Raw genomic sequence first — 17,405 nt, 5'->3', positions numbered from 1 at the left:
GGGAGAGAGGATCGAGTTCGCCACGGCTTGGAGCGACCGCTCGCCGCCCCTCCACTGACCGCACTGATGATCACCCTCGTCAAGCTCCAGACCCTCTTCGGTGACCTGGCACCCAGGGGCATGGAGCAGGTGTTCACGGACTGGGAGATGCTCGCTGGCTTCGCTGCCAAGGCCGAGTGCTCACCCATCGTGATCGCTTCCGGCATCGCTGAGATCAACAGATTCATGGGTCCAAACCATGTGGTGGTCGAGACGAAGATCGAGAAGAACAGCGCCGGGTTCGGCCACATCTACTTCGCGTTCCCGAACGCGATGGTGATCGAGATCATCGGCGAGATGCTCATGATCTCCGAGTCGGCCAGGGAAGAGAAGGCCCGTTCCGGCCTGTCGAAGACCGACGTCGAGACGTTCCAGGAGATGGCCAACCTGCTTTGCGAATCATGGAACCGGGTGTTCCAGGACCTCGATCGAAACCTGCGCATCTCGCAGTCCGTGCAAGACCTCAGGGTGTCGGCGTCCATCGGCTCGAAGAGTGCCGTTATCAGTCGGATTCCCGAAGGCCGCGTCGCCTGGGTCCCGACCAAGATCACGTCCGGGGACAAGTCGTACACCGCCATGATCGTGTTGCCCTTTGGCGTGGCGCTCGCTGTCGCAGAAGAGTTCTACGCGACCACGGACCCGCGGTCGGCTACCGCCGGCTAAGGCCTCTCTCTGCGAGAGCGGCCTCCGGCGGTCTTCTGGCAGCGACCAGACGACGCCTGGGTCCACGGAGAAGAGCCGTTGTGGACTCGCCTGTCGCTCTGAACCCTAGTTCAGCGTCACGCTCACCGCCCCTGACGTATTGGACGTAGCACCGGGGTTGGCGTCACGGAACCAGTACTGGAAGAGCCAGGTCTCACCCGCCATGGCGACCGTTCCCTGGGGAAACGCGCCAAGTCGCGGATGAAACGACACGACACCCGTTCCTCGATCGTCCAGGACGCTCGCGCTGAATCGCAGCACGTTTCCACCCAGGCACAGGAGTCCCTGACTTCCGCCGCCGAGAGACGTGCTGTCCGGTGTCTGGGAAGAAAGGAAGTAGCCGAGGGCGCCCCCAGGGGAGTCCTCCACGTGCAGCGTCACGCGATCGTCGGCGGCCACCGTGGACCCACGGGCGACGAGCGCTGCGCTGGCTCCAGTGGAGTTGACGTTCGCGATGCAAGAGGTCATGCCGATCGGAGCGCCGACGTTCGGGTCGAAAGCGAACGCGCCCACGTCGGCGCGTGTTCCATCGGGATCGACGGCGCTCGCTGGATCGCCCGAATCAATGCAGGGTGAACCCGGAAGCAGGCGGACGTCGCTCAGCGACGACCAGAACAGCGGGTCCGCATCGAAGTTCCCGGTCCCCGCGGCTCCGCCCTCCACGTTGCTGTAGGTCGCGCTCGCCGAGCCGATCGAGCCTGGCTGGCCTCGCACGATGCAGTTCTCGAGGATGGAACCGGTGCCGCCGACGGCGCCCGGGTCGCCCGGATTGGCCACGTTGTTCACGAAGGTGCAGTGAACGATGTCAGCCGCGCCGTAGATGGCCCCGCCGCCGTCGCTGAAGGTGTCCTGGGCACGATTGCCCACAAAGACGCTCCGCTCGATCCGGGTCCCCGCGACGCACGCGATCGCGCCGCCGTAGCTGCCATACTCCTGCGCTCCCGCCGCCATGTTGTCCACGAAGGTGCAGCCCTCGATCAGCATGGGCTGGAGCGCGCTGATGGCGCCGCCGAATTGCCCCGAGTTGGACTCGAAGAGTGTGTCGAAGATGCGCAGGTCGCCGCCGCTCAGGCGAATGGCGCCGCCCGGGTAGGGATCGGGGCCACCTCCCGCGTTCCATCTGAACACGCAGGAGCGAAGTTCCACGTCGGCCGCCGAGTCCACGATGATCGCTCCTCCCGGGTCGCCGCTGATGTGACCGGTGAAGCTGCAGCTGTCTGCGACCAGGGTGCCGCCACTGATCGTGAGGCCATTGCCAGCGCTATAGAAACCGCCGTTGTCACGGAAGACGACTCGATTCAATTGAGTGTTGCAGTTCTCCAGGTAGCCGCCTGCCCCTCGGAAGTCGACCTCGTTATCGACCACCAGGGAATTGCGCCACACGATGGTCGAGGAGTCGGCGTAGATTCCGCCTCCCGATTGCGTGTAGGAGTCCCGTCCGTTGGCCGTGAGCGTGACCCGATCGAGCGTGAGGTCTGCGGAGATGGCAAAGATGCCCGCGCCTGCGGTCGCGTTCTGGCCGCCGGTGAGCACGACGTCCTTCACCGTGACGACCGAGCCGGAGCAGAGGATCCCCGCGCCGACCTCGGTGTTTGGGGCGACCGGCCAGTAGCCCCTGGCTCCAGCGTCGCCCGCGACGGTGAATCCCTCGACCAGTACGGCTGTCTCACCGCTGGCGATCTTGATGGCCGGCGCGGGATCAGGCCCGAGGGGTACTCCCACGATGCGTGTAGTCGCACTCCCTGCTGTCGAGCGCAAGAGCACGTTCTTTCCGAGGAAGTCGACGGCCTCGTCCGAGTAAGTGCCAGGGCGAACGAGCACGGTGTCGCCGGAAACGGTGGCGGGCTGTTCCAGCGCGTAAGTGATGCTGGTGTAGGGGTCGGAGGCCGTGCCAGCGCCTGGGGCCGTACCTCCGGCATCGACGATCCAGGTGGATTGAACGCAAGCAGCGAGTACGAGGCAGATCATGGGAAGTCTCGGTAGGTATGGGGGCGTCAGGGAAACGACGAAAGCTGAGCAGAGTGGCCCAGCGAGGGGAACCTCTCCGTCTACTGTTGTAGGGGGAGCCTCGCGCGGCAGGTACGGTCACTCGGACAGATTTTTTGTCGGGAGCGAGACGTACCTGTTCCGCTAGCGCGTCGCGAGCAACGCCACAGCAGGGACCGGCCCCTCTGCTGGGACCACGTTGAACATCCGCAGCCCGAAGGACTCGCGGTCCCGCGTATCCACTTCGATTTGCCACCCCCACTCCACGCCGTTTCCCGCCGGGTAAGTCCCGAAAAGATGCATGACGCCGTGCTGCAGGAATCCATGCAGAGTGAGCCCCTCGGCTGCATGGAAGGTGTCCACCCACGAGGCGCGCAGGGCTGCGGGCTGACCGGCGAACTCCATCTTGCCGTTGTGCTCCTTCCCTCCGTGGCTCCAGCGGTAGAGCACCGCGTTGCCGCTGGCCGTGATGGCTCCCTCGGAGCGATCGGGCTTGTCCGGATCCATCATCCACAGTCAATTTGGACCCTTCCATTCGCCGATGTGGGTGCCCGGAATGAACGGAGGAGGGCCTGCCTTCGGGGCCGCAAACGCCGAGTCCCGCGCAGGTGCCGCCGCGTCGTCCTGCATCCAGTAACCGGACAAGGAAAAGGCGAGGAGGCCGAGTGAGGCGAGGACGGTGGAGCGCATGTGGAAAGTGGGGCTACAGCGCCGGCTGAGCGTTGCGAAGGACGAAGGCGTAGTCCTGGTAGTCACCGTTCGTGGCTTCTTCGAAGCCGATGAGCCAGACGGAACGGAACGGACGGATAGGAGACCCATCATCGCCAGGGCCGAGCCGCTCACCACCAGCAGAGTCCGAAGTCCGAATACCGATGCCACCTCGGCAAGGGCGGCTGGACTTCAGGAAGTAGGGCGCAGCAGAGCGGCGCGCGGGCCATCGGGCTCGGTGAAATGAGATCAGCCAGCACTCTTGGGGAGGGTGCTGGCTGAAGGTCGTGGTGAAGCGAACCGGTGGTGCCGTTCGGAGAGGGCGAATTCGAGCGAGTTCGGCTCAGCGAGAAGCTCGATGGCCGCTCGGACGCTCCCGCGTGGCCCGCGAGGATGGGGGTAGCGAAGAATCGGGCCCCGGGCTACGGTTACCGGGGTGTCGACACCCCGCTTGGAAGTCCTATCCGTCGTCACCGTTCCTTTCGAGGCCTTCGTACCCGTCTTCCACGGCCGCTACGCGCGGACTGACGGCCCGCTGGATCGCTCAAACATTGTGAACGTGGGCCTTCAGGTCGCGGACGGTCAGGCGGGTGAGTACTCCCTCGAAGTCGCGTCGATCGATGCCTGGTCGATTGGAACGGAAGAGCCGAAGCCTGGAACGATCGCCGCTCATGAAGGCCGCACGGAAGCCCTGGCGAAGACCCTCGCCAAGTCGCCGACGGCGGAGACGCTCGTCAGAACGCTACGAAGCTCCGAGCGGGTTCTCGTGGTGGCCGAGCCCCTGGTGAGCGATGACTATGGGAAGCTCGCTTCGATCCAGCGTGGCCGCCTCGTTGCCGTGCTGGAAGAACTAGCCGCTCGCGACCTACGCGTGATTCACGTGCTCGGCGAGCGCGCGACGCTTGCTGCGGGGCGCCAGCTCGACTCGAAAGCCACCCAGGCGCTCCGCGATCGCTGGGACCTCCCCACCGGCTCCTGGTCGTGCACGCTGATCGGAAAGGACGGAGGCATCAAGAAGCGCTGGCAGAGGCCGATCGATCCCCAGAATGCGTTCGAGCTGATTGACGTGATGCCCATGCGACGGAGCGAGGCGCGCCGGCGCTCTGGAGAGCGTTGAGCCGCTCGCCTCTTGGATCTTGGATCTACGCTAAGATCCTCGCCATGGCGTCATCTGGATCTTCTAACGACGCGGCGCTTCGTCAAGCGGCCGCCGCAGCTCTTGCAAGGTCCCTCCCCATGGAGCCGGCCAAGGTGGGACCGCACCTGCGAGCACGCGTGCTGCTGCGCACCTGGGTTTATCCGTCCTTCGAGAACTGGTGCTCCTGGACAGTTTTCGATTGGCACTGCGGCCGCACGGGCGAACGCGGGCTCAGAGTGCGCCAAGCTACTTGGCTCCAAAAGGAAGACCACAACTGGCTCTCACAGCCAACGGCCGTCCTCAGGAAAGGTCTCCACAACCGGCCGACGATAGAGGTGGCGGACGGTGCCGTCGATGAAGAGGCCTGGCTTCAGCGCGCGACCGCCATCGCAAACATAGGCCTCCCCTCTCTTGCTTGGCCCGTTTCTACGATCGGCATCGATGGTGTTGCCTTCGGGCTCCACCTCGCAGGCAGACTCGAGCTCAACTGGCGGAACGATCCTCCCGAGGGGTGGGAGCCGATGGCTGCGTGGGTAGCAAGCACGCGAGAGTGGCTGGAGTCGGACTTGCTGGGTACATCCGCGTAGCTGCCTCCCCGGCCGACATCCTTGAAAACTCGGAGTGCCACTCCGAATTTTTAAGGAAGCCCATGCGAGGACTGCCTCATAACGAGAGCGATCGATCCCCCTTTTGGCTGCTGGGGGGGGTAGCCGCTTAGCGCGCTGAGCTTGCGCGCCGGGACGTGCTCGTCAGCTGAACGAAGGCAGCGCGGATCTCCTCGGTCGTCGAGGCGCGCTCTTCGAACGAGCCGTAGAGCACGCCCTTGTCGGTGCGCACGTGGAAGCCCTCGGGGTCCACGGCCAGCAGCTCTGCTTCGGTTGGGCCCGACGGAGTCTCGCCCCACAGAAGAGTCGCGATGCTGAGGACCGCGTCGGCGTGGTCCGTGTTCATGTGCTCGACGATGCCCGCCTCCCCCGCCTGCCAGTCGGGCGCGGGAGCGAGCCAGTCTTCTGGCTCGACCCAGAAGATCTGTCCAAAGCCAGCGATGTGCCGCACCCGCTTGGGCTCGATCCAGAAGAAGCTGAAGTCGTGGGTGCCCTGGTAGGCGCGCGACTCGGGTAAGAGGCGGAAGTAGCGGTCACCCGCGCTTTCGACGTGCTCCGGCGGCACGGGCACGGCGTCCCCCACCACGGTGATCCGACGGATAGGAACTCCAAGCGGTGTGTCGACACGCCAGTCGCCGTAGCCTGGGGCCCGATTCACCGCTACCCCCATCCTCACCGGCCACTCGGGAGCGCCCGAGCGGCCATCGGCCTCTTCGGTGAGCGGAAATCGCCCGATTTCCCCCTCTCCGAACGGCACCACCGGTTCGCTTCACGACGACCTGCAGCCAGCACCCTCCCCAAGGCGCTGGCTGTTCTTATTTCACCGAGCCCGATAGCCCGCGCGCTGCTTTGCTGCGCCCTACTTCCCGAAGTCCAGCCGCCCCTGCCGAGGCGGCATCGGTATTCGGACCTCGGGCTCTGCCGGTGGGGAACGGCTCGGCCCTGGCGATGACGGGTCTCCCCCACCGGGCGAATCGGATGACCTCCTCGCTGCCGCTCTCACCCCCTCCAGCACCTTCCGCGCTGTCTCCGGATCTGTGATCACGGAGATCATGTGCCGACGCCCGCGGCAGCGCGGGCGCTTGAGAACATCTTCCGAAAACACCCGCTTCAGAAGATCTGCCCAGCGGATGTACCTCTGGTCCTTCGACGGCTCCCCCGCACTCTTCGAGCCGTCTTCATCGGCGACGTCCACATCCTTCGGCTCCTTCCGAACCACGGGACGCGGCACCACTTGATCACGCAATGATGAGGCCGGGGCGAGCACTCCCTGATACGTCAGCTGATGCTCGCGCGGATGCGGCGCGAGCGCCGCCAGTCGAGCCATGAACTGGTACGGCGTCATGACGAAGCCTTTGGTCCCATCACGCCAGGCCTTGCGTAGCAGCCATGAGACCATCCCATCAGGACGCACCTCGAAGCGCTCGAGGCTGATGGCGGGCCTCGTCACATAGCGGCAGAGCTTCTCCAGTTGCGCCCGCTGACCCTTCCGGATCAGCGTCGCCGCATGCAACGAGAACCCGTCAGCATTCACCACCAGTGGAGGCGGCACGTACTGACTCCCCCAACCCGACGACTGGAACGGAAGTTGAAGTACTCCGCCAAGAGCTCGCGGAGCTTGAGTCTGGGGCCTACTAAGGAGTCTCTTAGACGGGAGCGGAGGGGGCGTAAGCTGCTCTTCCAGCTCCTGTTACGAGCGCCGGCGGCGATACGGCACCACGACGGAAGTGGCGCAAACGAACGTGGTACGGTATTGCCACATGCGCCAGGATTCGACAGCTCTCCCGTGACGATCTCGCCGCCGCGGTATCTCACTTGAGCCGCGCTCTACGCCGAACCTCGTCGGCACCCGGAACCCAACACTCGAGATCTAATTCCCATGATCATCTCTCTCGCTCTTCTCGCCTTCTGCGCCCCGTTTCCCCAAGCCGACGTTCGAATCGCGCTCTCTGTGGGCGACCCGATCCCAGGCGGCGGCTACATCGCGTACCTCGGTAACTGGTCCTCCAACGAACGCGGTCAGCTCTTGGTCAACGTAGCCTCCGCCAACCAAGTGTGGAGAGTCATTCTCGACGACACGCTGCTACTCAGCCGAGCCAACGAGATTGCACCGGGCGTTGACTTTGTCTACTCAGGCAGATTGGCCCTGAACGACGACGGGCATTGGGCTGCGCAGGTAATCACAAGCATCGGCGAAGCCCTCGTTGTGGACGGAGAGATTATCGCCGTTGAAGGGCAGCCGCTCTCCGCGGTCGATCTCCCTGGCATCCCCGCTGGAACGATCTATGCGCCCGACGGGTACGGATATCAGTACGAGAGCTTCGGCTGGTCCGGGTCGACACTGCATGTCTCCCTCGACACAGTTGCTCCAGGGGAATTTGCTCAGCCGAACCGACGGCTATTCTTTGAGCTGGATGATTCGACGGGCTCCATCGCACTCGACCGAGCCACAGCCCCCGGCGAGCTGATCACCCAGGAGAACGACGCGTTCCATCGTAATCTGTGGTCGCATGTTGCGCCGGACGGGACGCTGAGCGAGCTCACCCAGGTTGAAGACGCTTCGGGAGCCGGTACTTCGTTGATCGCCGTGGACGGCCAACCGGTCCTGCGTACCGGGGATCCTTCTCCTGTTGCGGGTAGTGGCCTCAACTTCCACCCGTCCTTTGCGACGGCCGCATTCGGAGACGATGGGCAATGGGCTGCTAACCTCGTGCACGTGCACAACCCCGGTCACAACTTCGTGCGCCACCTCTACCGCAACGGCCAGCCGATTCTATCCGCGGGCGACCCAGCCCCCGACGGAAGCCAATTCCCCATTTCCAATCGGGACTTCAACCCGCAGATGGCCAGCAATGGAGCGCTGCTCTACCAAGCCGTGTACAGCGACCCTAACGAGCCTGGCAACTCGGTTTCACTCGTCATGCTCGACGACGAAGTGGCCCTCTCCACGAAGCGAGACCGGCTGCCTGACGGTCGTCGGTTCAGCGGCGTCAACCTCGTTCACAAGCAGCATAACTTCACTGACAACGGCACGCTCTTCACCGTTCAGCTCTCCGCGAACGATACGAATGTTAGATCGATCGCCTTCGTCGAGATTGCGCCCGGCAGTGTCAGCGAATGCACGGCCGTACCAAACTCCACCGGGACCGTCGGCAAGCTCACCGCCACGGGCTCGGCTTATCTCGGCCGAGGCGGCTTCACCCTCAGGGCTTTCGAGCTACCGCCGCAAGCATTCGGGCACTTCATCGTGTCGAGGAACCCGGGCTTCATTCCAATGGCCGGCGGCGGCCACGGCAACCTCTGTCTGACCGGCTCCATCGGTCGAATGATTCCCGCCAACCCGAGCTCCGGGGCTAGCGGCGAGATCAGCGCCTCCTTCGACCTGTCGCAGCTCCCCCAACCGACGGGTGCGGTCGGCGCCACGGTCGGCGAGACTTGGTTCTTCCAACTCTGGCACCGCGACGCGGGCCCGGCTGCTCCAACATCCAACTTCACGCAGGCCTACGAGATCCTCGTCAAATAGCCGAGTGAGCGCTACGGTCACCGGCACCCCGCCGCCACGAAACTAGACTTGGCAACGACCTCGCCGCACATTCCCAACGACTCGGGGATCGTACGCCGCAAGGGCAGGCTAGCCCGGATAATTCGCGAGAGGGAGTCACCAGTGCGTCCAAACGGCGCTGTGGCAAGGAAGATTCGCGAACGGAGCGGAGGCGGGACGGATAGGAACTCCAAGCGGTGTGTCGACACGCCAGTCGCCGTAGCCTGGGGCCCGATTCACCGCTACCCCCATCCTCACCGGCCACTCGGGAGCGCCCGAGCGGCCATCGGCCTCTTCGGTGAGCGGAAATCGCCCGATTTCCCCCTCTCCGAACGGCACCACCGGTTCGCTTCACCACGACCTGCAGCCAGCACCCTCCCCAAGGCGCTGGCTGTTCTTATTTCACCGAGCCCGATAGCCCGCGCGCTGCTTTGCTGCGCCCTACTTCCCGAAGTCCAGCCGCCCCTGCCGAGGCGGCATCGGTATTCGGACCTCGGGCTCTGCCGGTGGGGAACGGCTCGGCCCTGGCGATTACGGGTCTCCCCCACCGGGCGAATCGGATGACCTCCTCGCTGCCGCTCTCACCCCCTCCAGCACCTTCCGCGCTGTCTCCGGATCTGTGATCACGGAGATCATGTGCCGACGCCCGCGGCAGCGCGGGCGCTTGAGAACATCTTCCGAAAACACCCGCTTCAGAAGATCTGCCCAGCGGATGTACCTCTGGTCCTTCGACGGCTCCCCCGCACTCTTCGAGCCGTCTTCATCGGCGACGTCCACATCCTTCGGCTCCTTCCGAACCACGGGACGCGGCACCACTTGATCACGCAATGATGAGGCCGGGGCGAGCACTCCCTGATACGTCAGCTGATGCTCGCGCGGATGCGGCGCGAGCGCCGCCAGTCGAGCCATGAACTGGTACGGCGTCATGACGAAGCCTTTGGTCCCATCACGCCAGGCCTTGCGTAGCAGCCATGAGACCATCCCATCAGGACGCACCTCGAAGCGCTCGAGGCTGATGGCGGGCCTCGTCACATAGCGGCAGAGCTTCTCCAGTTGCGCCCGCTGACCCTTCCGGATCAGCGTCGCCGCATGCAACGAGAACCCGTCAGCATTCACCACCAGTGGAGGCGGCACGTACTGACTCCCCCAACCCGACGACTGGAACGCCCTGGCAAGATCAGGGTCGATGAGGCGCTTCAGCGGCTGCCCAGCACCAGGACCGAAAGGCACCAGTGACTTCACCGAAGCAGCCTTCAGGGCCGGAAAGAACGCATCATCACGCGCGTCGCCAAAATCGAGGAGCGGCTGCTCATCAGCGCCCGCGTCCGCGTACTCCCAAGGGGGGTCGTCGCCTTTGCGTAGTGGCAGACCGAGTGCGATCGGGTCGAGGGAGTAGCGCTTCAGCACCCGACGGCAAGAGCATGCCCTGCATCGTCCCCCTGCACCTGCCGTCGTCGCTGCTGGTCGAAGGCCCGGATGGAAAGACCGCTCTCTACGCCGACGCCCAGGCGCTGGGCGAACACCTCGACGTGAGCTTCAACGCCAAGCTGCGGGTGCGCCTCGAGCTGCAGGGTGACGCGAGCGAACAGGCTATCTACGAGCTGCGAGGCGAGGCGGGGACGAAAACCGCGGGAGCGTCAGCCCGCCTCCTGAATACGCGGCTCACCAAGCGCTCCACGGCCGTCGAAGCCGAGTTCCCGATGCCTGGTGCCTACCGGCTCTACCGGGCCCAACGCCCGGCCCCCACATCAAGGCCAGGCGGCCTCGCGACTGCGAGCGTTCCCCTGCCCACCGAAGCCATCATCGAAGTCGTGGACGAGACTCCTGTCCTGCTCCGCATCGACGCCGCCCTGCGCCAAGGCGCTCGCTGAAGCGCGCAGCTCGCTGCCTCCCGTTGGGGCCATCCAGGCTCAGTCGAACGCAACCTCGATCGCATCCGTGAAGTTCGACGTGGGGCCACTCAGGCCCAAGTCGCGGTGCCAGGCCTGGGCGTACCAGGTGTCGCCCGCGATGGCCGCGACGGATCCCGTGGGCTGCGGCAGTCCATTGAGGTCGAGCTCGATGCCAGCAGTGCCGGATTCACCCGTGAGGAACAGCTGCGTCTGAAGCCGACCGATGGCGCCGCCGAGACAGAGCGTCCCCTCGCTCCCCTGGGGAGTGAACGGTGTACCGAGCGCTCGACTGAAAAGGGCGTAACCCCGGGCATTTCGCGGGAGGCCGAAGACCTCCAGCGTGAGATCCGAGTCGACCGCAACGGGACTTCCGACGGCCATCATGGAACCTCGGCGCCCGGTCGAGTTGGGCACGGCGGTGCAGACGGTCGATCCTGCGTTGGTGGAACGCGTGCGGAAGAGGCCTCCACGATTGGTTCCATCGGGCTCCTTGAAGAGCGAGAAGAAGTAGATCGGCGCGCCGCTTGCCGAGGCGCTGGGAGGCTGCAGGAAGTTCACGTCGCTGTAGCCGGGGTCGGCGACTCCGTCTCGATCGGCGTCGACGAGCTCTGCTGACGTGATGAGGCTCGCCTGTCCGAAGAATTCACCGTCGCGCGACGTCAAGAGCGCGCCGTCGTTCGTGAGCTGAACGACCTCCCGACATTCTCCGCCGAGGCACGCAATCGAGCCGTTGAACAGCGTGAGTGCCTGGAAGACTCCACCCGCTGTGGCCTGCGCTTCGATCACGACATCGCCCCCTCGATTGACATGGCACGACAGGAACCGGAGCCATGTGCCTTCACCGATTCGCGCCGCCACGCTCGGGGGCAAGGGCTCCCCTTCCAGGGCCTTGAAGCCCGGAGCTAACTCCAAGAGTTCGCCGTCGACGATGACGGCCTCTTGGGACGTAGCTCGGGTCTGCACCACGGCACCCCAGCGCAATCCGTCCGTGCTCGGTCGGAACGACTGGATCTGAGCGATCCTTCTCGAGAGCCCTGGGACAAAGTCGAAGCCGTTCAGAAGCATCTCCCCCGTGCCGACGTTAGCGACCGTGGGCTGAGCGTTCCCGATCGTTGGCTCGAGCCCCACCCCGCTCACGAAGATCCCGCCGTTCTCCGTCAGGGTCACGCCGTTGAACTGATTCCATCGCCAGCCGGGCGCGCCCGCGATGTCATCAAATCGCGACAGGAGCCGCTGGTCGTCCAGGTGAAGAGCCAGCGGTAAAAAGCCCGTGGCCTCGCTCCATTCGATCCACCCGATGCGCCCGTCTGCACCTGACGCGGCTCCATAGATGGTGAGCTGCTGGTTGACCTCGGGGTCCGGGATGAGGAATACCTCCACCGGACCATCGAGGGCGTCGCCTCGCTGGCCGACCACGATGTAGGTCGAGGCCACGGGACTTTGCCGCTCCACCCGCATCGTAGCGAGCCAGCCGCCGTCAGGAGTGCTTCGGACCTGCCCGTGCGGGCCGGCGTAGGTGTACTGGGTCCCGGTCGTGTCCACAAAAGGGGCTGGTGTACCGCGCTGAATGAGGAGCTCGATGACGTCGGGCTCGGTCACCTGGGGCGCTACCGAAGCCCTCGGGATAGGCCCAGGGGGCGCCAATGAAGCGGGGGAAGCAAGAGCGATTGCGAGAATGGAAGCGAGCATGCGATGAGAGGTAGGGGAAGACGCGGATCGCGAAGGCACCCAGGCGAACCCAGACACGTCCGGCTGTAGGGAAGGACCCTGAGTGATTATGCCCGCAACTCGAATTCCTGAATCACATTGCGGCAGCCCGGCCTAATCGGCAGCGACTCCGCGCTGCCCGTGGGACAGAATGGGCGTGATGGATGCCCCTTCGCCCGACCGGCCCCACCGAGAGCCTCATGAGTTGCCCGAGCACGCGGACTACGAGAGCACACCGCTCACGAGACCTGAGTACATCTCGGCCATCGTGCACCTCTATCGGGGAGAGCTGTTCCGCGCGAACGCGTGGCGACTGCGCCTCGATCAGACCACTAACTGGGCGGTGCTCACCTCGGCGGGAGTCCTGACCTACTCCTTCGGAGACGGACACCACTCCCCCTGGTCCATCATCGCGGGACTCGCGATCGTGACTCTGTTCCTGTACATCGAGGCGCGTCGCTTTCGCTTCGCCGATGTCTGGCGCTCTCGCGTGCGGATGATCGAAGAGAACTTCTACGGCCCGATCCTGCGCCGCGATCCGGTCAGTCCTGAGGCGCAGTGGGGCACCCTGGTGGCTGTGGATCTCTTTCGCCCAAGCTTCAAGATGAGCGTCTTCGCCGCTCTGCGCACCCGCCTCCTTCGCAACTATCTCCCCATCTATGCCGTCCTCTCGGTGGCCTTCGTCGTCAAGGTCGGCACGCAGCCGACGACGGCACAGTCCTGGCTTGAAATCCGAGAGCGCATGGGCGGCGACGGAATCGTGCCGTGGTGGATCCCCCTTGCCGTGTTCGGCGCATTCGGACTCGGGTGCCTAGTCTTGATTGTCTTTGGGCGCCGGTCATCCAGCTACGACCTCGACGACTGGACGTATGAGCTAACCGATGACACGCGAAAGCGCTTGGCCATCGACCTCTGACAGCCACCGCAACAGGACGGCGTCTGCCAACCAGGCTTCGCGGAGACGTGCACCGCAACGGATAGGAACTCCAAGCGGTGTGTCGACACGCCAGTCGCCGTAGCCTGGGGCCCGATTCACCGCTACCCCCATCCTCACCGGCCACTCGGGAGCGCCCGAGCGGCCATCGGCCTCTTCAGTGAGCGGAAATCGCCCGATTTCCCCCTCTCCGAACGGCACCACCGGTTCGCTTCACCACGACCTGCAGCCAGCACCCTCCCCAAGGCGCTGGCTGTTCTTATTTCACCGAGCCCGATAGCCCGCGCGCTGCTTTGCTGCGCCCTACTTCCCGAAGTCCAGCCGCCCCTGCCGAGGCGGCATCGGTATTCGGACCTCGGGCTCTGCCGGTGGGGAACGGCTCGGCCCTGGCGATGACGGGTCTCCCCCACCGGGCGAATCGGATGACCTCCTCGCTGCCGCTCTCACCCCCTCCAGCACCTTCCGCGCTGTCTCCGGATCTGTGATCACGGAGATCATGTGCCGACGCCCGCGGCAGCGCGGGCGCTTGAGAACATCTTCCGAAAACACCCGCTTCAGAAGATCTGCCCAGCGGATGTACCTCTGGTCCTTCGACGGCTCCCCCGCACTCTTCGAGCCGTCTTCATCGGCGACGTCCACATCCTTCGGCTCCTTCCGAACCACGGGACGCGGCACCACCAGATCACGCAACGATGAGGCCGGGGCCAGCACTCCCTGATACGTCAGCTGATGCTCGCGCGGATGCGGCGCGAGCGCCGCCAGTCGAGCCATGAACTCATGCGGCGTCATAACGAAGCCTTTGGTCCCATCACGCCAGGCCTTGCGCAGCAGCCACGAGACCATCCCATCGGGACGGACATCGAAGCGTTCCAGACTGATGGCGGGCCTCGTCACATAGCGGCAGAGCTTCTCCAGCTGCGCCCGCTGCCCCTTCCGGATCAGCGTCGCCGCATGCAACGAGAACCCGTCAGCGTTCACCACCAGTGGAGGCGGCACGTACTGACTCCCCCAACCCGACGACTGGAACGCAAGGCCGAGATCAGGGTCGATGAGGCGCTTCAGCGGCTGCCCAGCACCAGGACCGAAAGGCACCAGTGACTTCACCGAGGCAGCCTTCAGGGCCGGAAAGTACGCATCATCACGCGCGACGCCAAAGTCGAGAAGCGGCTGCTCATCAGCGCTCGCGTCCGCGTACTCCCAAGGGGGGTCGTCGCCTTTGCGTAGTGGCAGACCGAGTGCGATCGGGTCGAGGGAGTAGCGCTTCAGCACCCGACGGATGCGCTCGATCGCGTCGCCGTGCACACGCTCGACCTCCGCCGACGTCAGAGGGTCCGCGGGCAGAAAGACGGGAGACTCGAAAGCGCTGCGCGTGACGTACACACCGTCCAGGTAGAGGGAGTGGAAGTGAACATTCAATCCCAACGAAGATTCAAAACGCTGCGTCGAATTCACGGCGCCAACGTCGAGCCGGACCGGGGATTCAGGAATGGAAGGTGCGGCTTCCTCTGGGTCAACCTCTGCGTCGCCTTGCACTTGTTGCTGCTGACGATCCAGGGTCACTTGTCCGCGGCGTTTGTAGGAGGCAGAGACCGCGCGAATGTGTGCCCGCGTGACCTCTCGGCAGAGCTCCGCGTTCATCGCCATCGCCAGGCGTAGCGGCCTGGGGACCGTGAGTACCCACTGGCGCACATCAACATCGGGGAAGACCCTGTCGACGAGGTGCGCGGCCGTCTGCGCCATCTGGCGCCCGCCGCAGGAGGAACAGAACGTTCGACCCTTACAGGAAAACGGCACCACCGTGTCCGTTGCGCAGGAGGGGCAACGAAGGCGGCTGAAGCAGAACGCTGGATCGCCGCATTCGAGTAGAGCCTCGAATTCCTGGATGACGTACTGCGGCAGGGAACGACCGCCGTGCTCGTCCTCGAACTCCGCGAGGAAACCGGGAAGGTGGGCCCGGACGAAATTCTGGAGCGGCGAGCGGCCCCCCGTGCCCCTGAAGATGTCCGGTGGATCGTCCATTCCAGAGGAACGGACCGGTCGAGCTCGAAGCGGGTTGCGCGCAAGGCGCCATGGGCACGCTACGCCTCCGAGACGTTGCTCGAGCCGCTGGAATCGCTCCGGATAGATCCGACCCGGGATCTACGACGGCTCGAACGGGGAGTCGTTCCCCATCGAGATCGGCACGTACCGACGCGTCTTCGGGTCGAACGGCGCGATCATCGACGGAGGAGGAGCGACCGACGAATAGGACTTCCAAGCGGGGTGTCGACACGGTGCCTTCCGAACCGCTGGGCGCGCTGGCTCGCCGCAAGCTCTGTACGAGCCGTGATGCCCTGACGCTTCAGCCATCGGCCCTCGTCAACGGGGTCTAGCTGCGGCTGATCGACCAGCAGATGGCGGGGCTGGCTGAAGCGCGAGCTGCGGGACGCCTGACGGCCTCCTACGAGACGGGCAATCAGCCCTGCGAGCGCGCCGCACAGGTGCGCCGCCGCCACCACTCGGGTCTCGCCCATTGGATCCCCCCACCAGGCCAGGTCGTCGCCGAGAACCAGCTCCAGGTGCAGCTTGCCGGCGAAGACCACCGATCCGAAGGCAGCGACTCGAGACTGGCGTCGACCGCCCACCGCCATGAGATCGACCAGCAGGCACGCGAGCAGTCCGGAGGCGATCCCGGACGCTCCCTCGAGGAACTCGATTTCGGGGGCGAGCCACAGCGTTCCGAGCCCCGCCGCCAGCGCGCTCCCGAAGAGCAGCCGCATCACATGGCCGGACCTCCGCTCGACGATCCAGGCGAGCGCCGTCACGCAGGCAACGTCGACCGCGAAGAGACGCGGCGTTCCGTGAAGGAGTTGCCCCGTCACGATGCGCCAGACCTCGAACTCCTCGACGATGGACGCTCGCTCGAAGCGCAGCGCCGCATGCAGAGGTCCCTGGGCATCTCCGGCGCTGGCGACGGTCATCATCGCGGCCAAGGCCATGGTCCAGAGAGGTGGCCGCTTCATGCTTCCCTGCGACAGGCCAGACCGACGATCGCGAGCAGCAGGAGATGAACCCAACCAAGGCCGGCCACGCCGTGGTTGCCGGGCCTGACCTTCACCTGGACGGCCGGGCTTCCAGGACCGCGGGCGGTACCCGCGCGGACATTCTCCGCCATCCGCTCCAGGCCCTGGTCGAGGTTCGTGATCAGGTCCTTCGCCGCCACTTCGAAACCTGAAGTGGCGGCGATCCGGACGGCACGCTGGGTTTCGAACGGCGTCGAGCGCGCCGTCTCTGCGCTAGTGCCGGTCGCCGTGACGAGCAGCGTCCTCGATCGGATGTCGAACACCGAGGTGTCAAGCAGCGTCCGCGTCTCGGTCTCGTCCGCCTCCACGGTGAGCGCGCCGACCAGCGTGAGGTACGTCCAGGCGTTCGCGTTCTCACGACCGAACTGGATCTGGTCGTAGGAGACGAGCGCCAGGAGATCGAGTCCGTAGAGCGCCCCCAGCCGGTCGACTTCCTCGAAGCCGCCTTGCTCCCGAAGCTGGTGCGAGGGAAGAACCTCGATGGATGCGATCTCGGGGCGACCTTCGAAGGCGGCGGCCACTTGCTCGAGGAGGCTCCGTCGCAGCGTTTCATCGAACTGCAGCGGGTCTTGACGGAACCTGCCCGTCAGACCGCCGCTCTCGCTGTAGAAGGCGCCGCGCTCGCCATGAATGGGCACGAAGGCGATGCCAACGCAGCCATCGGGCTCTTCGCTGAGCCGAACTCGCCCGATTTCCCTCCTCCGACGAGCACCACCGGTTCGCGTCACCACGACCTGCAGCCAGCACCCTCCCCAAGAGTGCTGGCTGTGCTTGTTTCATCGAGCACGATCTCCCGCGCGCCGCTCTTCCGCAGCACCCTACGTCCCGAAGTCCAGCCGCCCCTGCCGAGGCGGCATCGGTATTCGGACCTCGGGCTCTGGCGGTGGGGAACGGCTCGGCCCTGGCGATGACGGGTCTCCCCCAGTGGGGGAGACTCGTCCTCGCCAGGGCCGGGCCGTTCCCCGCCGCCATCAGCGGGGTCCGAAGTCCGCATCCCGATGCCGCCTCGGCAGGGTCGGCTGGGCGGTACCCTCGGGGAGTAGAGCGCGGCGGCAGAGCGACGCGCGGCCCAGTGGGCCCGATAGAACTGA

Annotated in this window: 15 protein-coding genes; 6 read left to right on the top strand and 9 right to left on the bottom strand. The window is 65.2% G+C overall.

Annotation, left to right across the window (positions count from 1 at the left end; translation table 11 throughout):
- Window positions 1-66: 66 nt before the first annotated feature.
- Window positions 67-702, top strand: coding sequence for a hypothetical protein (locus Poly30_RS01145; protein WP_145194188.1), 636 nt, complete (start codon window positions 67-69; stop codon window positions 700-702).
- Window positions 703-807: 105 nt separating this feature from the next.
- Here Poly30_RS01145 and Poly30_RS01140 read toward each other — a convergent pair whose 3' ends face one another.
- A complete protein-coding gene (locus Poly30_RS01140) occupies window positions 808-2,709 on the bottom strand; it encodes a right-handed parallel beta-helix repeat-containing protein (protein ID WP_145194187.1) in 1,902 nt (633 codons plus the stop codon).
- Between the two features lie 162 nt (window positions 2,710-2,871).
- The gene (locus Poly30_RS01135) at window positions 2,872-3,237 is read right to left on the bottom strand and encodes a hypothetical protein (protein ID WP_145194186.1); all 366 of its coding nucleotides are present in this window, start codon (window positions 3,235-3,237) and stop codon (window positions 2,872-2,874) included.
- Window positions 3,238-3,886: 649 nt separating this feature from the next.
- Here Poly30_RS01135 and Poly30_RS01130 point away from each other — a divergent pair.
- Complete coding sequence (locus tag Poly30_RS01130) at window positions 3,887-4,552, top strand: CIA30 family protein (protein ID WP_145194185.1); 666 nt, start codon at window positions 3,887-3,889, stop codon at window positions 4,550-4,552.
- A 44-nt stretch (window positions 4,553-4,596) separates the two neighbouring features.
- Complete coding sequence (locus Poly30_RS01125; protein WP_145194184.1) at window positions 4,597-5,160, top strand: hypothetical protein; 564 nt, start codon at window positions 4,597-4,599, stop codon at window positions 5,158-5,160.
- Between the two features lie 127 nt (window positions 5,161-5,287).
- On the opposite strand, the gene Poly30_RS01120 is transcribed toward Poly30_RS01125, so the two are convergent.
- Together Poly30_RS01120 and Poly30_RS01115 are read right to left on the bottom strand one after the other, a co-directional pair.
- Window positions 5,288-5,836: a DUF2470 domain-containing protein gene (locus Poly30_RS01120; protein WP_419190806.1), complete on the bottom strand. Its 549-nt coding sequence runs from the start codon at window positions 5,834-5,836 to the stop codon at window positions 5,288-5,290.
- Window positions 5,837-6,037: 201 nt separating this feature from the next.
- Complete coding sequence (locus tag Poly30_RS01115; RefSeq protein ID WP_419190805.1) at window positions 6,038-6,715, bottom strand: transposase; 678 nt, start codon at window positions 6,713-6,715, stop codon at window positions 6,038-6,040.
- A 342-nt stretch (window positions 6,716-7,057) separates the two neighbouring features.
- Here Poly30_RS01115 and Poly30_RS01110 point away from each other — a divergent pair, with 342 nt between their 5' ends.
- A complete protein-coding gene (locus Poly30_RS01110) occupies window positions 7,058-8,701 on the top strand; it encodes a hypothetical protein (protein WP_145194181.1) in 1,644 nt (547 codons plus the stop codon).
- Between the two features lie 549 nt (window positions 8,702-9,250).
- Here the strand turns inward: Poly30_RS01110 and Poly30_RS01105 are convergent.
- Window positions 9,251-10,126, bottom strand: a complete 876-nt coding sequence (locus tag Poly30_RS01105; RefSeq protein WP_145194180.1) for a transposase — start codon at window positions 10,124-10,126, stop codon at window positions 9,251-9,253.
- Between the two features lie 14 nt (window positions 10,127-10,140).
- Between Poly30_RS01105 and Poly30_RS01100 the strand changes: the two genes are divergently transcribed.
- A complete protein-coding gene (locus tag Poly30_RS01100) occupies window positions 10,141-10,590 on the top strand; it encodes a hypothetical protein (RefSeq protein WP_145194179.1) in 450 nt (149 codons plus the stop codon).
- Window positions 10,591-10,629: 39 nt separating this feature from the next.
- On the opposite strand, the gene Poly30_RS01095 is transcribed toward Poly30_RS01100, so the two are convergent.
- The gene (locus Poly30_RS01095) at window positions 10,630-12,210 is read right to left on the bottom strand and encodes a hypothetical protein (protein ID WP_145194178.1); all 1,581 of its coding nucleotides are present in this window, start codon (window positions 12,208-12,210) and stop codon (window positions 10,630-10,632) included.
- Window positions 12,211-12,523: 313 nt separating this feature from the next.
- Here Poly30_RS01095 and Poly30_RS01090 point away from each other — a divergent pair, with 313 nt between their 5' ends.
- A complete protein-coding gene (locus Poly30_RS01090) occupies window positions 12,524-13,234 on the top strand; it encodes a DUF2270 domain-containing protein (protein WP_419190804.1) in 711 nt (236 codons plus the stop codon).
- Between the two features lie 321 nt (window positions 13,235-13,555).
- On the opposite strand, the gene Poly30_RS01085 is transcribed toward Poly30_RS01090, so the two are convergent.
- The 3 genes from Poly30_RS01085 to rhlP form a co-directional block, all read right to left on the bottom strand.
- Entirely contained in the window at window positions 13,556-15,271 is a 1,716-nt protein-coding gene (locus tag Poly30_RS01085; RefSeq protein WP_145194176.1) for a transposase zinc-binding domain-containing protein, read from the bottom strand.
- A 197-nt stretch (window positions 15,272-15,468) separates the two neighbouring features.
- Entirely contained in the window at window positions 15,469-16,254 is a 786-nt protein-coding gene (locus Poly30_RS01080) for a rhomboid family intramembrane serine protease (protein ID WP_145194175.1), read from the bottom strand.
- Window positions 16,251-17,042 (bottom strand): rhombotarget lipoprotein, encoded by a 792-nt coding sequence (gene rhlP / locus Poly30_RS01075; RefSeq protein ID WP_419191394.1) that lies wholly within the window; start codon window positions 17,040-17,042, stop codon window positions 16,251-16,253. Before rhlP ends, Poly30_RS01080 begins: the two co-directional genes overlap by 4 nt.
- Window positions 17,043-17,405 lie beyond the last annotated feature (363 nt).

This window comes from Saltatorellus ferox (genome assembly GCA_007751475.1).
Classification (GTDB): Bacteria; Planctomycetota; UBA1135; order UBA1135.
This window is presented reverse-complemented; position numbering and strand designations above follow the sequence as displayed.